The following is a 17,973-nucleotide window of genomic DNA, read 5'->3' on the forward strand; positions in this document are numbered from 1 at the left end:
CCGGTATCCAGGTGCATCAACTACCGCCACTGGTACGCCTGCATGGATTGCGGATCTAGCCCGCAATGACAAGCTCCTAAGTCAGTGCACGTTGAATGATGATTTTCTGAACATCGCTCGTGCCTTCGTAAATCTGGCAGACACGCACATCGCGATAAATCCGTTCCACCGGGAAGTCGCTGACGTATCCGTAACCACCCAGGGTCTGGATCGCGGCGCTGCAGACTTCTTCGGCGATCTCACTGGCAAAAAGTTTGGCCATGGCCGCTTCCTTCAGGCAGGGCAGGCCTGCGTCACGCAAACTCGCCGCGTGCCAGATGAGCTGACGCGCGGCTTCGAGCTTGGTCGCACAGTCAGCCAGGCGGAAACCGACCGCCTGGTGGTTAAAGATCGCGGTGCCGAAACTCTGGCGCTCTTTGGAATAGTGCAGGGCAAACTCAAACGCACTGCGCGCCATGCCCACACTTTGCGCGGCAATGCCAATGCGCCCGCCTTCCAGCCCACCGAGCGCAATCCTGTAGCCCTCGCCTTCCGCGCCAATCAGGTTCTCGACAGGGATGCGGCAGTTGTCGAAGTTGATCTGCGCGGTGTCGCTGCTGTGCTGACCCAGCTTGTCTTCAAGCCGCGCGACGACGTAACCGGGCGCATCGGTCGGCACCATGAAGGCGCTCAAGCCTTTTTTGCCAGCGCCCTTGTCAGTGACAGCGATGACCACCGCCGCATGGCCGTTTTTGCCGCTGGTGATGAACTGTTTGACGCCGTTGAGGACGTAGCCGTCGCCGTCCTTCACCGCCGTGGTGCGCAGTGACGACGCGTCGCTGCCCACATGCGGCTCGGTCAGGCAGAACACGCCCAGCATGTGGCCCTGCGCCAGCGGTGTCAGCCACTGCTTTTTCTGGGCCGCATTGCCGTAACGCATCAGGATGGCGTTGACCGGGCAATTCGTGACGGAAATCGCCGTGCTGGTGCCACCGTCACCGGCGGCGATTTCTTCCAGCACCAGCGCCAGCGTCAGGTAGTCGAGGTTGGCGCCGCCCCACTCTTCCGGCACACAAATGCCGTAGGCGCCGAGGGCGGCCAGGCCCTTGTGCGCCTCGACCGGAAAGTGGTGCTCTTTGTCCCACTTCGCGGCATGGGGCCAGAGTTCGGTTTGCGCAAAGTCGCGCACCGCGTCGCGAATCTGTTCCTGCTCGGAATTAAGTATCAAATCGGCCTCCAGCCCATAGGGAATGTGCGCAAGCAGCTATGCTATTTATAGCAATTCAAGAGCCAGTGCCGTGCCTTCACCGCCCCCAATGCACAAGGTGGCGACGCCTTTTTTAAGGCCGCGGGCTTGCAGCGCATGGATCAGCGTGACGATGATGCGCGCGCCGCTGGCGCCAATCGGGTGGCCCAGCGCGCAGGCGCCGCCGTTGACGTTGACGATGTCATGACTGATACCCAGCTCTTTCATGGCGGCCATGGGCACCACGGCGAAGGCCTCGTTGACTTCCCACAAGTCCACGTCCTTGACGCTCCAGCCGATTTTCTTGAGCAGCTTGTTGACGGCGCCGACCGGCGCGGTGGTAAACCACTCGGGTTCTTGCGCAAAGGTGGCGTGGCCGACGATGCGGGCAATCGGCTCGGCACCGAGTTCTTTGGCGGTCGATGCGCGCGCCAGCACCAGTGCGGCAGCACCGTCGTTGATCGACGAGCTGGACGCGGCGGTGATGGTGCCGTCTTTCCTGAACGCGGGTTTCAGCGTGGGGATCTTGTCGAGCTTGACCTTGCCCGGACCTTCGTCGATGGAAATCACCGTCTCACCACCGCGGCCCTTGACGGTGACCGGCGTGATCTCGGCCTTGAAGGCGCCGGATTCGGTGGCGGCCTTGGCGCGGTTCACGCTGGTCGTGGCAAAGGCGTCCTGCGCTTCGCGCGTGAATTTGTATTTGTCGGCGCACTGCTCGCCAAAGGTGCCCATGGCGCGGCCCGGTTCGTAAGCGTCTTCCAGGCCGTCGAGCATCATGTGGTCAAAAATACGGTCGTGGCCGATGCGCACGCCACTGCGGCCCTTGAGCAGCAAGTGCGGCGCGTTGGTCATGCTTTCCATGCCGCCGGCCACCATCACGTCGCGGCTACCAACCAGCAACTGGTCATGGGCGAGCAGCGTGGCTTCCATGCCGGAGCCGCACATCTTGGACAGCGTGACCGCGCCGGCGCTGGCTGGCAGGCCACCCTTGAAGCCAGCCTGGCGCGCCGGAGCCTGGCCCTGGCCGGCCATCAGGCAGTTGCCAAACAGCACTTCATCAACTTTTTCGGGTGCGATGCCCGAGCGCTCAATCGCGGCCTTGATGGCGGCGCCGCCCAGGTCGTGCGCGGACAGGCTGGAAAAGTCACCCTGGAAAGCACCCATGGGGGTGCGGGCTGCGCCCAGGATGACGATGGGATCGGTGGTGGATGTGGACATGGTTTTCTCCTTGAAGATGATTAAACAAGCTGGATCACGGTGCCGCGCTCTTCTTCAGCGACACGCAGGATGTATTTCTGGAATTGCGGGTCCTCACCGCGCAACAACAGCGGCAGGGCATTGAAAAAACTCTCACGGCGGCACCAGTCGCGAATGTAGTCATCCCAGCTGTTCCAGCGGCGCGCCTCCACGTCGGTCATGCGCTCGCGCCAGGCCACGATGTAGGCGCGCTCAAACAGCGAGATCAGCATCTCGTAGATGATCATGGCGCGTTCGTTCTGCTCGGTCGTGGGGTGTGACAGGGCCTCGTTGGTGCGCAGATGCAGGTCGGGGTTGGCGAGCACCACCTTCAGAAAGTCGTTGTAAGCGTCAGACAGCAACTGGTATGCCTCTTCGTCTTCGTTGTCGCGCTCCTTGCGCTGCTCGAGTGCAAAGAAAATGATGGCAAATGGCAGGGCCAGCGCGGTCACCACGAAGCTGGCGTATTCCCAGGCGTCTCTCATGGCTTGCTTTCGGCCTGGTCTGGCGCGTACTTGCGCACAAAGCGGCGCTCACGCTCGTAGGGAAACACGTCGTGCACATGCCCTGCGGCGATGCGCTCCTTGTGACCTTGCCAGAAGGCGGCCTCCAGCAGGTCCGCATGGTGCTTCATGAACACTTCGCGCACCGCGTTATTGCCCAGCAGGAAAGGGCCGAAAGTTTCCGGGAAGACATCTTTGGGGCCGACCGAATACCAGACCTCGCCGCTCATCTCTTCTTCCTCGTTGCGCGGCGTCGGCACCTTGCGGAAGTTGCAGTCGGTGATGTATTCGATCTCGTCGTAGTCGTAGAACACGACCTTGCCGTGGCGCGTGATGCCGAAATTTTTCCAGAGCATGTCGCCGGGGAAGATGTTGGCGGCCACCAGGTCCTTGATGGCGTTGCCGTACTCCAACACGGCGCGCTCGATCTGGCCCCTGGCGAACGGGTCGTCCACGCCGGCGTCAAACGCTTCCTGCAGGTAGATGTTGAGCGGAATCATGCGCCGCTCGATGTAGACATGTTTGATGATGACCTCTAGCTGGCCGTCGCCGTCGCGGTCACTGATTTCCAACTGGCTGGGAGCGAATTTTTCAATCTCGGCAATCAATTCGTCGTCAAAACGTTCGCGCGGAAAAGCCACCTCGCTGTACTCCTGCGTATCGGCCATACGGCCGACCCGGTCGTGCTGCTTGACCAGCAGGTACTTGCCCTTGATCTGCTCGCGCGTGGTGTCCTTTTGAGGCGGGTAATAATCCTTGATAACCTTGAACACATAGGGAAAAGACGGCAGGTCAAACACCAGCATGACCATGCCCTTGATGCCAGGGGCGATGCGGAACTTGTCGGTGGAATGGCGCAGGTGGTACAAAAAGTCGCGGTAGAACAGCGTCTTGCCCTGCTTGGCCAAACCCAGCGCGTTGTAGATTTCGGCGCGCGGCATGCGCGGCATCATGCTGCGCAGAAACTGCACATAGGCCGAGGGTATGCCCATGTCGACCATGAAGTAGGCACGCGCAAAGCTGAAGAGGATGAGCAGGTCGTCTTCGCCGATCAGCACCGAGTCAATCGCCAGCTTCCCTGATTTGGCATGCAGCAGCGGCAGCGCAAAGGGCAACTCGCTGAATCCGTTGATCAGTTTGCCGACGATGTACGCGCCCTTGTTCCTGAAGAACAGGCTGGACAGCACCTGGATCTGGAAATTGGCGCGCAGCTTCACTTCGCCAAGTCGCTTGTTCAACTCCTCCACCACATAACCGGCGTCACGCGCCAGGTCTTCAAACGCGATGCGGAGCTCGAAGTCACTGACCAGGCGAACCAGGTGTTCGTGGAGCGTGTCGCGCTGGGGGTAATAAGCGCGGTAGGTCGGCCGCGTGGCCAGCTCGTCGTTTTCGATGTATTCGGTGCTGACGGCCGGCCGCACAAAGATGAAGTCGTTGTGAAAATAGCTGCGATGCAGGATTTTGGTGGTGACCGAATTGAAAAAGGTCTCGGCCAGCTCCGGCTGATGGTGGTTCACCAGCAGACCGATGTAATGCAACTTGATCTGGTGCCAGACGTCCATCGGCTGCTCACCGGCCTTGAACTCACGCTCCAGCCGCGTCGAGGCTTCGCGCACCCGCAGGTCGTAGAACTCGATACGCTCGCGCTGCGCACGCTGCTGGCCGTGCCAGTCAGCGGTTTCAAAACGGTGTTTGGCGCGCGCCGACTCGGTGCGAAACAGCTGGTAGTGCCGGTTGAAGCCATCCATCATCGCCTTCGCGATGTCATAGGCTAGGGGCGAGTCCAGACGCTGCGGAAACATGGCAATTATTGTCTACGACGCGCGGCGTGTGTCCCAGACCCGTTCAACCGCCGCGCGGTAGAAATCATCGAGTTCTGCAGGGTTGGAGATGGTCATTTTCAGGTCCTGCAGCAGCCCGTCATGCACGCCAAAGGCCCAGCCGTGGATGCTGACCTTCTGGCCCTTGGCCCAGGCATCGACCATGACGGTGCTGACGCAAACATTGACCACCTGCTCGATCACGTTGAGGTCACACAACGCGTCGGCACGCACGGCGCCCGACAGGCTGTCGAGCAGTTGCCGGTGGCGGTGGCGCACGTCCTGGATGTGGCGTATCCAGTTGTCGGCCAGACCGATGCGCGCGCCGTCGAGCGCCGCCTGCACACCGCCGCAGCCGTAGTGCCCGACCACCATGATGTGTTCGACCTTGAGCATCTCCACCGCGAACTGGATGGCCGATAGCGCATTGAGGTCGGAGTGCACTACGATGTTGGCGACGTTGCGGTGCACAAACACCTCGCCTGGCTCCAGGCCGGTAATCTGGTTGGCCGGCACCCGGCTGTCCGAGCAGCCTATCCACATGTACCTGGGCTTTTGCTGCTTGACCAGGCTGGTGAAAAAACCGGGGCGCTCGCGCTCCATTTGCCCGGCCCAGGCGCGGTTGTGGGAGAAGAGATCTTGAATAGAGGGCATGAAATATCTTATGTATGTTTGCGGTTCATGACATCACGCTATTCGGACAGAGCCTGTCGAAGCCCCTGGGGCAGGGTTCAGGCGAAAGGCAACAAGCTTCCCGTCCACGACTTACGGAAGTGTCATTCAACAGCCAGGTCAGCACCGCGTGGCGCACAAAGGCCCGTCGTCAGGTTGCGGACAATCAAAACTTGTCGGGACGAACAATTTCGACGTCCTGGAGAAAAGCCACCATCGCATAATTGTCGTAATAGCGGATCAGGAAATCTTGCAACACCGTTTCCGCCAGCGCGCGCGTGCAAATGACCTCGATGCGGATGTTGGCGGCCTCTCCCCATGCCGCGTCACGTACGCCACGGCTGCCCTGCCCGCGGGCATCCAGAACGGTGTAGCCGCGTACACCCAGCTGCTTGAGGTCGCGCAGCATGGTTTTTTCCATGGCCGCTTCGGTGATCACGGTGAGTACGGTTCTCTTTTCCAGCTGCAGGGTCATGGTGCGGCTCCGACGATTTGGCTGGCCAGCCAGTGGTACAGCGGAATACCGGCCAGAATGTTGAAGGGAAAGCTAACCCCGAGCACGGCGGCCAGCGACAGGGTCGGATTGGCTTCTGGCAATGCGAGGCGCATCGCTGCTGGCACCGCGATGTAGGACGCACTCGCCGCCAGGGTGGCGAGCAGCGTCGCGCCTCCCACCGACAGCCCCAGCATCACGCCGCAGCCCAAGCCCAGCAGCGCCGACAACACGGGCATGAGCAGGCCAAAAGCGATCATAAATACGCCGCGCTGGCGGAAGCCGCTCAGCTGACTGCTCACAATCAGACCCATCTCCAGCAGGAACAGCGCCAGCGCACCTTTGAACAAATCGTAAAAAAGCGCCTTGACAGGCGCAAGCCCCTCAGGACCCGCTGCCCAGCCGATCGCCATGCCGCCCATCAGCAGGAACACCCCTTTGCCCAGAAACGTCTCATGGGCCAGTCCTTTCCAGTCGGTTTTTTTGCCCAGGCCGCGCGCCAGCAAGATGCCCACCATGATCCCAGGCACCTCCATGACGGTCAGGAAAACCGCAACTTGCGGCTCGTAACTGATGCCACGGGCCAGCAACCAGTTGGCGCCCACGGCAAAGGTGGCCACGCTCACCGAGCCGTAATGGGCGGCAATAGATGCGGCGTCTGTCCGAGGGAAGCGCCCCACGGTGCGCAGGATGGCGAAGGCGATCAGCGTCAGCGCCACACCCAGCAGCATCACGGCACCCAGCTGCGGTAGTAGCGGGCCGAGTGCCTGGGTTGCCAGACCCTCGCCGCCTTTGATGCCGATGGTCAGCAACAGGAAAATCGACAGGGTTTCATACAGGCTGGAAGGTAGTTTCAGCTCCGAGCGGACCAGGCCCGCGGCAAGGCCAAGCAGAAAAAAGAGGATGACGACGTCGTTCATGATGCGGGGTTGCCGTGGAGGGATGTCGTCATGAAAGGTATTCTCACCTGCCGCGCCCCGTTGATTTACATTGTTTCGGCAAACAACTCGCGACCGATCAGCATGCGGCGTATCTCGCTGGTGCCCGCACCAATCTCATACAGCTTCGCATCGCGCCAGAGCCGGCCCAGCGGGTAGTCGTTGATATAACCGTTGCCGCCAAAAATCTGCACACCTTCGCCAGCCATCCAGGTGGCTTTTTCAGCACACCAGAGAATGACCGAGGCGCAGTCCTTGCGCACTTGGCGCACGTGTTCGGTGCCCAACATGTCGAGGTTTTTGGCGACGGTGTAGGCAAACGAGCGGCCGGCCTGCAGCACGGTGTACATGTCGGCGACCTTGCCCTGGATCAACTGGAACTCGCCAATGCTGGTGCCGAACTGCTTGCGGTCGTGAATGTAGGGTATCACGTTGTCCATGACCGACTGCATGATGCCCAGCGGCCCGCCGGTGAGCACCGCGCGTTCGTAGTCGAGTCCACTCATCAGCACCTTGGCGCCGCTGTTGAGCCCGCCCAGAATGTTTTGCGCCGGCACCTCGACATTGCTGAACACCAGCTCGCCGGTGTGGGAACCGCGCATGCCCAGCTTGTCGAGCTTTTGCGCAACCGAAAAACCCTTCATGCCTTTTTCGACCAGGAAGGCGGTGATGCTGTGCGCGCCGCGGTTCGCCGACGGGCCGCCCCTAGGCGAACCAGCCCCCCCGGGGGGCAGCGAAGCGTGGGGGCCGTCATCCCCGGGCTCGGTCTTGGCGTAGACCACCAGGGTGTCGGCGTCGGGGCCGTTGGTGATCCACATCTTGCTGCCATTGAGCAGGTAATAACCGCCCTTGTCTTCAGCCTTGAGCTTCATGCTGATCACGTCGCTGCCGGCGCCGGGCTCACTCATGGCCAGCGCACCGACATGTTCGCCGCTGATCAGCTGGGGCAGGTATTTCGCGCGTTGGGCATCTGTGCCGTTACGCTTGATCTGGTTCACACACAAGTTGCTGTGCGCGCCGTAAGACAGCCCCACCGAAGCGCTGGCCCGGCTGATTTCTTCCATCGCGATCATGTGCGCGAGGTACCCCATGTTGGCGCCGCCGTATTCCTCGCTGACAGTGATGCCAAGCACGCCGAGGTCACCCATTTTTTGCCAGAGGTCTACGGGAAACTGGTCATTGCGGTCGATCTCGCTGGCGCGTGGCGCAATTTCGGCCTGCGCAAATTCGCGCACGGCATCGCGCAGTGCGTCGATGTCTTCACCGAGCTGGAAGTTGAGGCCTGGCAGGTTGTTCATGGAGTCTCCTTGAGATTCAATTCTTGACGTCGTCACGGCCGGTGATGGTCATCAGCGTGGCGCCCAGGGTGGCGACCAGCTTTTCACGCCCGTCGTCGATGGCGTATGCCCGGCCTTCGGTGACGGTGACGGTGCGGCCGGGCTTGATGACCTGTCCGACCATGCGAAAACGCTGGCCTTTGGCGGGCGCCAGCAGGTTGATCTTGAATTCGATGGTCAATACACCGGAGCCCTCTGGCATCAGCGTGAAGCCCGCATAACCGCAGGCCGAGTCCAGCGCCGTCGCCACCATGCCGGCATGCAAAAAGCCATGCTGCTGGGTCAGGCCGGCGGCCCAGGGCAGCTCGATCACCACACGCCCGGGTTCGATCGCACCCAGCGAAGCGCCAAGAGTGGCCATCGCACCCTGCAGCGCAAAGCTGTCCCGCACGCGGGCCGCGTAACCCTCGTCTTTTGGCTTGAAGTCAGGCTGATCCATGCGCGGTCTCGCTTTTTTTGGTTGACGTTTACGTAAACGTCAATTATGGCTTATTTTGCTTTTTTGCTGGTCTTGGACAGCAGCGCGCGGGCCTCCTTCTCGTGCACTTTCACTTCTTCCAGGTTCGCCTGCAGGTCGGCCATCTGCTCTTCGAGTTGTTTGCGGTGCTGGGCCAGCACAGCCAGGAACTTGGTCAGTTGCGGCCCGGTGTCACGCGGGCTGTCGTAGGTGTCGATGATTTCACGCGCCTCGGTCAGGCTCAGGCCCAGGCGCTTGGCACGCAAGGTCAATTTGAGCCGGGTGCGATCACGGGTGGTGTACACCCGGCTGCGCCCGCCCGGCCCTTCGCGCTGCGGCTGCAGCAGCCCCATGTCTTCATAAAACCGGATCGCGCGCGTGGTCAGGTCAAACTCTTTGGCCAGGTCGCTGATGGAATAGGTGGTGCTTGCCATGTGTGTGAAACCGGGGTGACAGGAAATCAGGTGTAATGGGTCCTCTGTTTACGTTAACGTAAACGTCAATGAATCGGTGATCTTACAAGATGAATGCACAGGAAGCGCAACTTCTCTACCCCTGGGGCGACGCCTTGCCGGCCGCCGGCAGCACGCTGGAGGTGGCGCCTGGCGTCAAATGGATGCGCATGGGTCTGCCGTTTGCGCTGGATCACATCAACCTGTGGCTGCTGCGCGACGAGCTTGACGGCCCGCAAGGCAGGCGGCAGGGCTGGACCGTGGTTGATTGCTGCGTCAGCCGGGACGAAGCGAAAGCCCAGTGGGAACAGATTTTTGCCTGCGAGCTTGAAGGCCTGCCGATCCTGCGCGTCATCGTGACACACATGCATCCTGACCACCTCGGGCTGGCGCACTGGCTGTGCGAACGCTGGAAAGCGCCGCTGTGGATCAGCGCCACCGACTACAACACGGCCAGTCTGAGCATTCGCGGCAGCACCGGTTTTGGCGGTGAAAATTCAGCCGGGTTTTTTGCCTCGCACGGCTTGACCAACGCCGACTACCTGGAGCAGATTCGTGGCCGCAGCAACTACTACCCCGGACTGGTGCCGGCCGTCCCCAGCAGTTTTCACCGCATGATGGATGGACAGGTGATTCGCATCAGCGGGCGCGATTGGACCTGCATCAGCGGCTACGGCCACGCGCCGGAACACATCGCGCTGACCTGCGAGGCGCTCAAGGTGCTGATATCGGGCGACATGGTGCTGCCGCGCATCTCGACCAACGTCAGCGTCTATGACGTGGAGCCCGAGTCCAACCCATTGACGCTGTTTCTCGAATCCATCGACAGGTTCAGACCCCTGGATGCCGACACGCTGGTGCTGCCGTCTCATGGCAAGCCTTTTCGCGGCCTGCATACGCGGATTGACCAGTTGCATGATCACCACCGCGACCGGCTGGCTGAAGTAATGCAGGCCTGCACAGCCAGTCCCTGCAGCGGCGCCGACATCTTGCCAGTGATGTTCAAACGCCCGCTGGACCTGCACCAGACCACCTTTGCCATGGGTGAGGCCGTGGCCCACCTGCATACGCTGTGGTTCGAGGGCAAGCTGCGACGTACGCTGAACAGCGACGGCATCTACCGGTTTGAGCCCGCCTAGAAATATTGCCCCCACGTTCGCTCTACCAGGGACCCTCTGCATAACTCCCGCCATGCGCGTTCGGGTCCACAACGGGATGATTTGCTTGCCAACACCGTGCAGCGTGTGCTGAAGCACACGCAAGGGGTTTGGTGAGGAAAGCGCCCGTTTTGGTCCGAACCCGAAGGGGCGCGGTTTTGCGGGCGATCCGCTTCGTTACAAAACCAGGCAAGGCAGAAAGCCTTGCCTTGGGTTTTGCGCCTCACGGCTCGTCCCGCAAAAGCCTCGCCGCGCGCGGCGCGAGTTATGCAGAGGGTCCCCGCGTGTAGCTCTCTGCCCCGCCGAGGGGGCTAATTTTCCTTGGGGCGGCCCGGCGGAAAATCCCGGCTACCCCCTTGCGGCAGCGACATAAAGAAACTGGCACCGCCGTTGTCTGCGGTGGTGGCCCAGACAGCGCCACCGTGACGCTCGGCCACCCGTTTGACGATGGCCAGGCCCAGACCACCGCCAGGAAAATCAGCGGACGAATGCAAACGCTGAAAGGCGGTGAACAGTTTGTCAGCATAGGCCGCATCGAAACCGGCCCCGTTGTCCGCCACCATCAGCACGCGGTCACCCAGGGATGCGCCAGCCACCAGCGCGACTTTGATCCAGCCCTGTTCTTTTTTGGCGGTGAACTTCCAGGCGTTTTCCATCAGACAGTCCACCGCCGTGACCAGCAGATTCTTGTCGCCAAACATCGGCAACGTCTGCGGGATCTCAAGCACCAGTTGACGCTGCGGCTCGCGCTTGCGCCAGTCCTCGATCAGCCGGTGGCACAACGGAGCCAGGTCCACCGGCTCGGGGTTGAGCATCACGCCCGGCAAATGGGCCAGCGTACGCAGGTCGTCGATGAGTTTGGCCAGTTGGCGGGTGCTGACGCGGATACGCGCAAGGTAATGACGGCCCTGTTCGTCGAGCGCGACCGAATAACGCTCCGCCAGCACGGCCGCGAAACCGCTGACGACATGCAGCGGCGCCTTCAGATACTCGGACATCGCTTGCGTGAAGGTGTGGAGCTCCTGGCGGCTGCGGTGCAGGTCGGTGCCGCATTGCGCGATACGCTGCTCCAGCGTGTCGTTGAGCTGGTGCAACTGGATGTCGGCAAAATGCCGCGCCCCGACATCCACCACGCTGACCAGTGCGGCTGGCCGCTCAAACCATTGCACGGTGCTGCAGGCCAGCTCCACCAGCACCAGTTCGCCATTCATCTTGCGCTGTGTGCAGACCCGCATCTGCTGCTGGAAGTCACCGCCAGGCAGGCTGGCCAGCCAGCGCACCGCCTCTCCGTCCGGAAAAAAGGCCTCGACCTTCGGCAGGGCCGTGGTGTCGACCGGCAGGCCGTAGAAAGCAGCCGCGGCCTTGTTGAGCGCCAGCACACGCCGGGAATCGGCATCCAGCAGCCACATGGCTTGGGTGTTGCCGTCGAAAAGACTCTGGTTGCACAACTCACTGCCCTGCAGCAGCAGCAAAGCCTGGCGGGTGTCGCTGACATCGCGCAGGTTGACCACGATGCCGCAGGCATGCGGCCTGAGGCCGTACTCGATCCACTGGTCCTCGAACGAATCGTGGACAACAAAGGCATGCGAAAAACCGCCTTGCAAAGCTTGCTCGGAAAGGCTGCGGTGGTTTTCCGCAACCAGATCCGGGACGGCTTCCCAGAACTCCATTCCGGGCAAGCTGGCGCCGGACGAATGAATCAACGTCTGCGCCTGGCTGTTGAGCGCCACGATTTTCCAGTCAGCGTCGAGCACGATGATGCCCTGACTGGCCAGTTCCAGACTGGCCTGAAAACCCTTGCCGTCGGCCGATTCGCTGCCGGCGAGGGTGTGAGCCCAGACCGGTCGAGGTCGGCCCGACCGGAGCGCTTGCAGCCACGCGCGGAACACGGCCAATGGAGACTGCACGGTAGCCGCTTTTTCCAGGCGCCGGTGCGCGTTAGTACTGCAACCCGGAAGTAGCGGAACATGATGAAAGTGATGGATTCGTGCCCAGGGCAAGGCGCAAGCCGCAGCGAAGGCTGTACGCCTTCGCAAGGGTTGCAACGCCGCCATGGGTGCGAAGAAGCGCTTTCATGTTTCGCTATTTTCGAGGTGCAGTACTGTGCTTCAACGCCACTTCCGGTTGGCCACCAACAGTGCTGTCACGTAGCCGTGCAGCCAATCGAAGTTGATGGGTTTTTCGAGGTGATGCGAATTGGGTGGAAGCCCGCCGCGCTCTGCCACCGCCTGCCGGGGCAGGCCACTGATCACCAGGATTTGCATAGCCACCAGTTGCTGGTTGCGCTTGAGCGCGCGCAACATCTCCATGCCATCGACACCGGGCATGTTCAGGTCCGTGATCAACAGGTCCGGCCGCATGGTGGCGATGTCCATCAGGGCTTCGAGCGCGGAGGGCAGGAAGCTGCAGTCCACCGCCATGTCCCACTCCTCGAAATGGGCCTTGTAGAGCTCGCGCGCGTCTTCGTCGTCCTCCACCACCAGAACGCTCAAGCGGCTGCGCGGATCGGGGTCTGCGGGCGCCAGTTGCGGACTGTGTTTTTGCAGGTAGGCGTTGATGGCACGCAATGACAGCCGGCGGTGACCGCCCAGTGTTTTCCAGGCCTCAATTTCGCCCTTTTCAACCAGGGCCTGCACGGTAGCGACCGACAAGCCCAGCAGCTTGGCGGCATAGGTGGTACCGCAGTAGTCGTCGCTGGAGAAATCATTGGCCGTGATGGCGCTCTCAAAAGTCTGGGGTTCACGTGGCATAGGACTGACCCAAAAAAGTTAGAAATTCTAATTTAATAGATTTATTGAATTTAATCAATCGAATTGATTTTTATCAATTTAACTTCTTGTGCTTGAGCTTGTGCTTGTGCTTGTGCTTGTGCTTGGGCTTGGGCTTGGGCTTGACATCAGGACAGCGGCAGGACCGAGGGCAAGGTGAAAAAGAAGGTCGCGCCTTTGCCCGGCTCGGATTCGGCCCACACCCGGCCGTGATGACGCCCAATGACCCGGCTGACTGTTGCCAACCCCACGCCGGTTCCAGGGAACTCACTGACCGCATGCAGACGCTGAAAGGTATTGAAAAGTTTGTCCGCATACGCCATGTCAAAGCCGGCGCCGTTGTCCTTGACAAAAAAAGCAGGCACACCCGCGGCATCTGCAGCGTGTCCCACCGTGATCAAAGCTTGCGACCGTTGGGAGGTAAATTTCCAGGCGTTGCCAAGCAGATTTTCCATCACCACGCGCAGCAGGCGCCCGTCGCCGCGTGCCTGCAAACCATGTTCAATGCTGATAACCGCCACGCGCTCAGGGTTGCGGCCCCGGCATTCCTCGGCGATCTCACGCGCGAATGCACTCAGGTCGACAGTTTCATCACGCATTTGCATGCGCGAAACCTGCGCGAGGGACAGCAGGTCCTCGATCAATCGCCCCATCTGCGCGACGCCGGCCTGGATACGCGACAAGTAATGCTGCACTTTTTCACTGGCGTTGCCAGCATCGAGCTGCTTGGCCAGCAGGCGGCTGAAACCGTCCACCGTGTTCAGCGGTGAGCGCAAGTCATGGGAGACGGAATAGGAAAATGCCTCCAGCTCCTGGTTGGACAGGCGCAAGGCTGTCTCTGTCGCCTTGATTTCGGTCACATCCGCATCAATGCCAACCCAGAACAACACGTCGCCCTTGTCATCGAACACAGGAGACGCCCGGTAAGACATAGTGTGGTACGTGCCATCCTGGGCAAGCATGCGGCGCAAGCCAACGTAGGGCGTGCGGGTCTCGTAAGCAGCCCGCCAGTTGGCGGTCATGTCGTCCAGGTCATCGGGATGAACAGCGGCCAGCCACTTGTTGCCCATCCAGTCATCGGGCGTGCCGCCCATCAATTCATACCACTTGCGATTGGCATAGGTCACGCGGCCTTCAGGTTCAGCGTTCCAGATAACCTGCGGCGCCTGCTCGGCCAGCACCCGGAACAGGGCTTCCTGCCGCGCCAGGGCGGCGGTCCGCTCGGCGACTTTTTCTTCCAGCCCGAGGTTGAGCTGGTGCACCTGCTCAAACAACCGGGCATTTTCAATCGCAATCGAGGCGAGCTGCGCGAGCTCGACCGCCACATACTGGTCCTGCACAGTGAACTCACCCTCGTATTTGTCGGTGAGCTGCAGCAGCCCCACGTTCTCGCCATCGCGCCCGGTCAAAGGCACGGCCAGCCAGCCCCGCATGGCCGGGGCTTGCTCCATATTGCCAGCGAACCCGCGCCAGCGTGGATGCGCCTCCAGCTCCGCCTGGCTCAGGCGCACCGGGCTGTTGGTTTCACAGACGATGAAAGTGATGCCGCTCCCATGCGACTGGCCGACAAAGTCACGGCAGTTGGCATATTTGTCCGAGAAAGACACGGCATTCATTGCTGACGCCGACTCGCCTCGTGCCACCAGGCTCACCACCGCCTGGTGTGCGCCGACGACGGCCCTGACCTGGTCCACGGTTTCCTGCAGGGTGGCGTCCAGCGTGCGACGGTTGGTGATGGCCTGGGTCGCTTCGGCGGCGCGCTGCAAGGTGAACAGGTAGGCCTGAATCTCGTTCTCGGCTCTTACCTGGGCGGTCACGTCCAGCCCGACCACAAACCGCGCCGGTCGGCCGTCGTAATGCACGAGGCGGGAAACAGTTTCGACATGGAACTCGCTGCCGTCCTTGCGCTGGTGCAAGCGGCGGTTGACGTCTTCCCGCTGCCCGCTGGCAATTTCAGCCCGCAGGCGCCGGCCTTCGATGTCCGATCGGATGTCAAAGATGTCCATGCCGAGGAACTCCTCGCGCGTGTAGCCGTAACGCCTGATACACGCTTCGTTGACCGCCATGAACGCCTGGCTCTTGACATCAACCACCCACATCGGCGCCGGCGCGGACTCAAAAAGCGCGGCGTAACGTTGCTCACTGTCCACCAGCGCCTGCTCGGCCAGCTTGCGTTTGGTGATGTCGCGCTCCACCGCCACGAAGTGTGTGAACTGGCCCTTGTCGTCAGCGAGGGGGACCACATCGATATCAAGCCAAAACTCCTCGCCATTTTTTCTGTAATTGATCAGCTCCGCGCGCACCGGCTTCATTTGCTTGAGCGCAGCGCTTATGCGGTCGAGTTCAGCGCGCTGCGTTTTCGGCCCCTGCAGGAAACGCGGCGACCAGCCCAACACTTCCTCACGGCTGTAGCCGGTGCGGCGCACAAACGCATCGTTGACAAACACGATGCGCGGACCTGGGTCCTTGAGCGGGCTGGCCTCGGTGATCATCACAATGTCATTCAAGCGGGAAATGCTGGTTCCCAGCAGCCGAAGCTGCTCCTGCGATTCGTGTTTTTCAGTGATGTCCTGCAGCGCGCCCACCACACGCACAACTTTCCCGTCTTGCATCAACGCCTGCCCCTGAGTGCGAACCCAGATGCGTCGACCTTTGGCCGTCACCATTGGAAGTTCCAGGTCCCAGGGTGTGCCGTGCTCCATCGCTGCCTGCGCGGCTGCATTCATCATGGGCAGCACCTCAGGCGAATAAAACGCCATGGCCTCAGCGACGCTAACGGGAGTATCTATCTCCACCTCGTGAATGCGGTACACCTGCTCGGACCATATCGCCTGCATGTCGCCCAAGATGACTTCCCATCCACCGATTTTTGCCATGTCACCGGTGCGCCTGAGCATGGCTGTGGTTCGCGCAGCAGCTTGCTGCGCAAGTTTTCGCGTCGTGATGTCCTGCACCACTCCGGCACGCAACCTGCCCGAACCCGCACCGTCGCTGTGCGGCTCGCCAATCTGGTGGATCCAGCGGCTCTGCCCGTCCGGCGTGGTGATGCGATATTCAACGTCGAGTGGCAGGCCGCCCCGCACGGCCTTCTCGCGCAGACGCCCATACTCAACACGATCGTCCGCATGAATCAGACCCATCACGGTGTCGGGCCTGCCGTCGAACTCCTCGCGCGCCAGTCCGTACAGCGCATACACCGCGTCCGACCACCAGAGCAAGCCGGTTGTCATGTCCAGTTCCCAGTTACCGATGCGCCCCAGGCGTTGGGCTTTAAGCAGCTTGCGTTGGACTTCGCGCAGTTGGTCGTAGCTGCGTGTCTGCTCCATCTGCAGCCGCTCAAGGTGTGTGATGTCGCTGAACACCATCAAGGCGCCGACGATGCCGTCAGGGCCGCGCATCGGCCGATAGCTGCAACTGATCAAACGCCCCCCAGTTTCGTGCTGGTTGTTCACAAGGATGTGCAGGGGCCCACCGCTGTCGCCCTGCAAAGCCCTGAACAAGGGGAGCTGCTCGAAGCTGAACAGCGTTTGCGTGCCCGGCACAAACAGGCCCTGACGCTCTGGCCAGCGCGGGGACAGGACCATGGACATCTCGTCGATAGCAAACAACCGGGATGCGGTTTCATTGATCAGCAGCGGCCGCCCGGTGGTGTCAATTGCCATCAGGCCTTCCTGCATGCTGTTGACGGTCAACTCCAGCGTCGCGTAGGCCTGCCGGCTGCGGGCCAACTCATTTTCCACATCCCGTTCACGCTGCTCAAGCGAATCGGCCATCAGGTTGAAGCCTGCGGCAATCCTCGAGAACTCTCCCTGAGGGGTGTTGTTGCGAAGCGGGATGCGGACATTGAGATGGCCCGCTTCCAGCTGGCGCGTCGCATCGAGGATCTGGCGCGTCGGCCCCACAATGGCCGCGCCGCCTATCATCCAGGCCACCCACCCGCCCAGAAAGGCGACCAGCGCCAGCACCGCCAGCTCCAGCCATAGCTGACTTCGGCCCGGACCCACAATCAGGTTACGGTCCAAGCTCACGGACACAAAGACCGCCGTCTCGGCGCGGGCGCTGCTGGGCATGAACGCCCACAGGCGCTCGCGTCCGGCGCCGTCCACGCCCTCGCGCACGCCGGCGCGCCAGGCTTTCACGGCCTCCCGCAGAACCGGGCTGCGAACCTTGTCACCGACCTTGATCGGCAGCTGGGGGGTCCCGGCGAGCAAAGCGCCTTCGCGGTCCTGAACACCGAGGGCGGCACCGACCGGCAGCTGGATGCTGGCAATCGTTCTGGCCATCTGGGCCAGGTCGTATGAGGCAAACACAACGCCCGTCACCTGGCCTTCGGTGTTGATGACGGGCTGGGCATAGGTGATCACCGGCTTGTTGACCAAACGCCCGACCGTGTAAGTGCCGATCACAAAGCGGCGCTGGGTGAGGGCATCGCGAAAATACGCGCGGTCGCCGAGAAACGCTTTGGTGTCGCCGCTCAGCGCATGACAGCGGGTCTGCCCGTCCAGACCAATGACACCCAGGTTGGCATATTCCGGAAGACTGCGGGTCAGGCCCGCGAAGTAGTGGTCACAACCAGAGCTGTCCGTATCCTGCATGCCCGGCAGCGAAGCGAGCAGCGTCAACACCTGGCGCGCCGAATCGGCCACACGCTCCTGACTGACCGCAGCCAGCGATGTGGCGAACTCGAGGTTGCCTTTGGCCCGTTCCACCTCGGCGGCGGCGTTGTGCAGCGCCTTGATGATGGACATGCCGAACAGCGGAACAATCGCCACGACAACCAGCATGACAATACGCGCCCGCAAACTGATCCTGGCCTTCATGGTGTTTCCAGCTGTGTTGATTGACCCGACTGTGAGTCACCCGGCTCAGGCAGCAAAGACAGCCCCGGCACAAGCGAGGCCGGGCAGCGCGA

At 61.5% G+C, this 17,973-nt stretch carries 14 protein-coding genes; 1 reads left to right on the forward strand and 13 read right to left on the reverse strand.

Features of this window, described 5'->3' with window-relative positions; genetic code table 11:
- Window positions 1-76: 76 nt before the first annotated feature.
- The 10 genes from IEX16_RS12120 to IEX16_RS12165 all read right to left on the reverse strand — a co-directional run bounded on the left by IEX16_RS12120 (window position 77) and on the right by IEX16_RS12165 (window position 9,118).
- Window positions 77-1,207: an acyl-CoA dehydrogenase family protein gene (locus IEX16_RS12120; RefSeq protein WP_188708750.1), complete on the reverse strand. Its 1,131-nt coding sequence runs from the start codon at window positions 1,205-1,207 to the stop codon at window positions 77-79.
- A 45-nt stretch (window positions 1,208-1,252) separates the two neighbouring features.
- Complete coding sequence (locus IEX16_RS12125; protein ID WP_188708751.1) at window positions 1,253-2,446, reverse strand: acetyl-CoA C-acyltransferase; 1,194 nt, start codon at window positions 2,444-2,446, stop codon at window positions 1,253-1,255.
- A gap of 20 nt (window positions 2,447-2,466) precedes the next feature.
- The gene (locus IEX16_RS12130; RefSeq protein ID WP_188708752.1) at window positions 2,467-2,949 is read right to left on the reverse strand and encodes a hypothetical protein; all 483 of its coding nucleotides are present in this window, start codon (window positions 2,947-2,949) and stop codon (window positions 2,467-2,469) included.
- Window positions 2,946-4,769: a bifunctional isocitrate dehydrogenase kinase/phosphatase gene (gene aceK / locus IEX16_RS12135; protein WP_188708753.1), complete on the reverse strand. Its 1,824-nt coding sequence runs from the start codon at window positions 4,767-4,769 to the stop codon at window positions 2,946-2,948. The genes IEX16_RS12130 and aceK overlap by 4 nt, the downstream gene beginning before the upstream one ends.
- Window positions 4,770-4,781: 12 nt before the next feature.
- Window positions 4,782-5,441 (reverse strand): carbonate dehydratase, encoded by a 660-nt coding sequence (gene can, locus IEX16_RS12140; RefSeq protein WP_188708754.1) that lies wholly within the window; start codon window positions 5,439-5,441, stop codon window positions 4,782-4,784.
- A 184-nt stretch (window positions 5,442-5,625) separates the two neighbouring features.
- The gene (locus tag IEX16_RS12145; protein ID WP_229676317.1) at window positions 5,626-5,934 is read right to left on the reverse strand and encodes a P-II family nitrogen regulator; all 309 of its coding nucleotides are present in this window, start codon (window positions 5,932-5,934) and stop codon (window positions 5,626-5,628) included.
- Window positions 5,931-6,872, reverse strand: coding sequence for a sodium-dependent bicarbonate transport family permease (locus tag IEX16_RS12150; protein WP_188708755.1), 942 nt, complete (start codon window positions 6,870-6,872; stop codon window positions 5,931-5,933). Before IEX16_RS12150 ends, IEX16_RS12145 begins: the two co-directional genes overlap by 4 nt.
- A 65-nt stretch (window positions 6,873-6,937) precedes the next feature.
- Window positions 6,938-8,188, reverse strand: coding sequence for an isovaleryl-CoA dehydrogenase (locus IEX16_RS12155; protein WP_188708756.1), 1,251 nt, complete (start codon window positions 8,186-8,188; stop codon window positions 6,938-6,940).
- A 16-nt stretch (window positions 8,189-8,204) separates the two neighbouring features.
- Window positions 8,205-8,666, reverse strand: coding sequence for a PaaI family thioesterase (locus tag IEX16_RS12160; RefSeq protein WP_188708757.1), 462 nt, complete (start codon window positions 8,664-8,666; stop codon window positions 8,205-8,207).
- A gap of 50 nt (window positions 8,667-8,716) precedes the next feature.
- On the reverse strand, window positions 8,717-9,118 hold the full coding sequence (locus IEX16_RS12165; RefSeq protein ID WP_188708758.1) for a MerR family transcriptional regulator: 402 nt from the start codon (window positions 9,116-9,118) through the stop codon (window positions 8,717-8,719).
- A gap of 89 nt (window positions 9,119-9,207) precedes the next feature.
- On the opposite strand from IEX16_RS12165, the gene IEX16_RS12170 reads away from it, so the two are divergent.
- Window positions 9,208-10,275, forward strand: coding sequence for an MBL fold metallo-hydrolase (locus IEX16_RS12170; RefSeq protein WP_188708759.1), 1,068 nt, complete (start codon window positions 9,208-9,210; stop codon window positions 10,273-10,275).
- Between the two features lie 329 nt (window positions 10,276-10,604).
- Here IEX16_RS12170 and IEX16_RS12175 read toward each other — a convergent pair whose 3' ends face one another.
- From IEX16_RS12175 to IEX16_RS12185, 3 genes are all read right to left on the reverse strand, one after another.
- Window positions 10,605-12,200, reverse strand: coding sequence for a PAS domain-containing sensor histidine kinase (locus IEX16_RS12175; RefSeq protein WP_188708760.1), 1,596 nt, complete (start codon window positions 12,198-12,200; stop codon window positions 10,605-10,607).
- A gap of 201 nt (window positions 12,201-12,401) precedes the next feature.
- Complete coding sequence (locus tag IEX16_RS12180; RefSeq protein WP_188708761.1) at window positions 12,402-13,043, reverse strand: response regulator; 642 nt, start codon at window positions 13,041-13,043, stop codon at window positions 12,402-12,404.
- A gap of 146 nt (window positions 13,044-13,189) precedes the next feature.
- Window positions 13,190-17,881 carry a PAS domain S-box protein gene (locus IEX16_RS12185; protein WP_188708762.1) on the reverse strand — a complete coding sequence of 1,564 codons (4,692 nt, stop codon included), beginning with the start codon at window positions 17,879-17,881 and terminating at the stop codon, window positions 13,190-13,192.
- Between the last annotated feature and the right edge of the window lie 92 nt (window positions 17,882-17,973).

It is taken from the genome of Polaromonas eurypsychrophila, assembly GCF_014641715.1.
Taxonomy (GTDB): domain Bacteria; phylum Pseudomonadota; class Gammaproteobacteria; order Burkholderiales; family Burkholderiaceae_C; genus Polaromonas; species Polaromonas eurypsychrophila.

Excerpts from the sequence above, each read along its gene's own strand:
- IEX16_RS12165 (WP_188708758.1), bottom strand. The coding sequence starts at position 9,118 with ATGGCAAGCACCACCTATTCCATCAGCGACCTGGCCAAAGAGTTTGAC.
- IEX16_RS12185 (WP_188708762.1), bottom strand. The coding sequence starts at position 17,881 with ATGAAGGCCAGGATCAGTTTGCGGGCGCGTATTGTCATGCTGGTTGTC.
- IEX16_RS12160 (WP_188708757.1), bottom strand. The coding sequence starts at position 8,666 with ATGGATCAGCCTGACTTCAAGCCAAAAGACGAGGGTTACGCGGCCCGC.
- IEX16_RS12155 (WP_188708756.1), bottom strand. The coding sequence starts at position 8,188 with ATGAACAACCTGCCAGGCCTCAACTTCCAGCTCGGTGAAGACATCGAC.
- IEX16_RS12150 (WP_188708755.1), bottom strand. The coding sequence starts at position 6,872 with ATGAACGACGTCGTCATCCTCTTTTTTCTGCTTGGCCTTGCCGCGGGC.
- aceK (WP_188708753.1), bottom strand. The coding sequence starts at position 4,769 with ATGTTTCCGCAGCGTCTGGACTCGCCCCTAGCCTATGACATCGCGAAG.
- IEX16_RS12130 (WP_188708752.1), bottom strand. The coding sequence starts at position 2,949 with ATGAGAGACGCCTGGGAATACGCCAGCTTCGTGGTGACCGCGCTGGCC.
- IEX16_RS12145 (WP_229676317.1), bottom strand. The coding sequence starts at position 5,934 with ATGACCCTGCAGCTGGAAAAGAGAACCGTACTCACCGTGATCACCGAA.
- IEX16_RS12180 (WP_188708761.1), bottom strand. The coding sequence starts at position 13,043 with ATGCCACGTGAACCCCAGACTTTTGAGAGCGCCATCACGGCCAATGAT.
- can (WP_188708754.1), bottom strand. The coding sequence starts at position 5,441 with ATGCCCTCTATTCAAGATCTCTTCTCCCACAACCGCGCCTGGGCCGGG.
- IEX16_RS12125 (WP_188708751.1), bottom strand. The coding sequence starts at position 2,446 with ATGTCCACATCCACCACCGATCCCATCGTCATCCTGGGCGCAGCCCGC.
- IEX16_RS12170 (WP_188708759.1), top strand. The coding sequence starts at position 9,208 with ATGAATGCACAGGAAGCGCAACTTCTCTACCCCTGGGGCGACGCCTTG.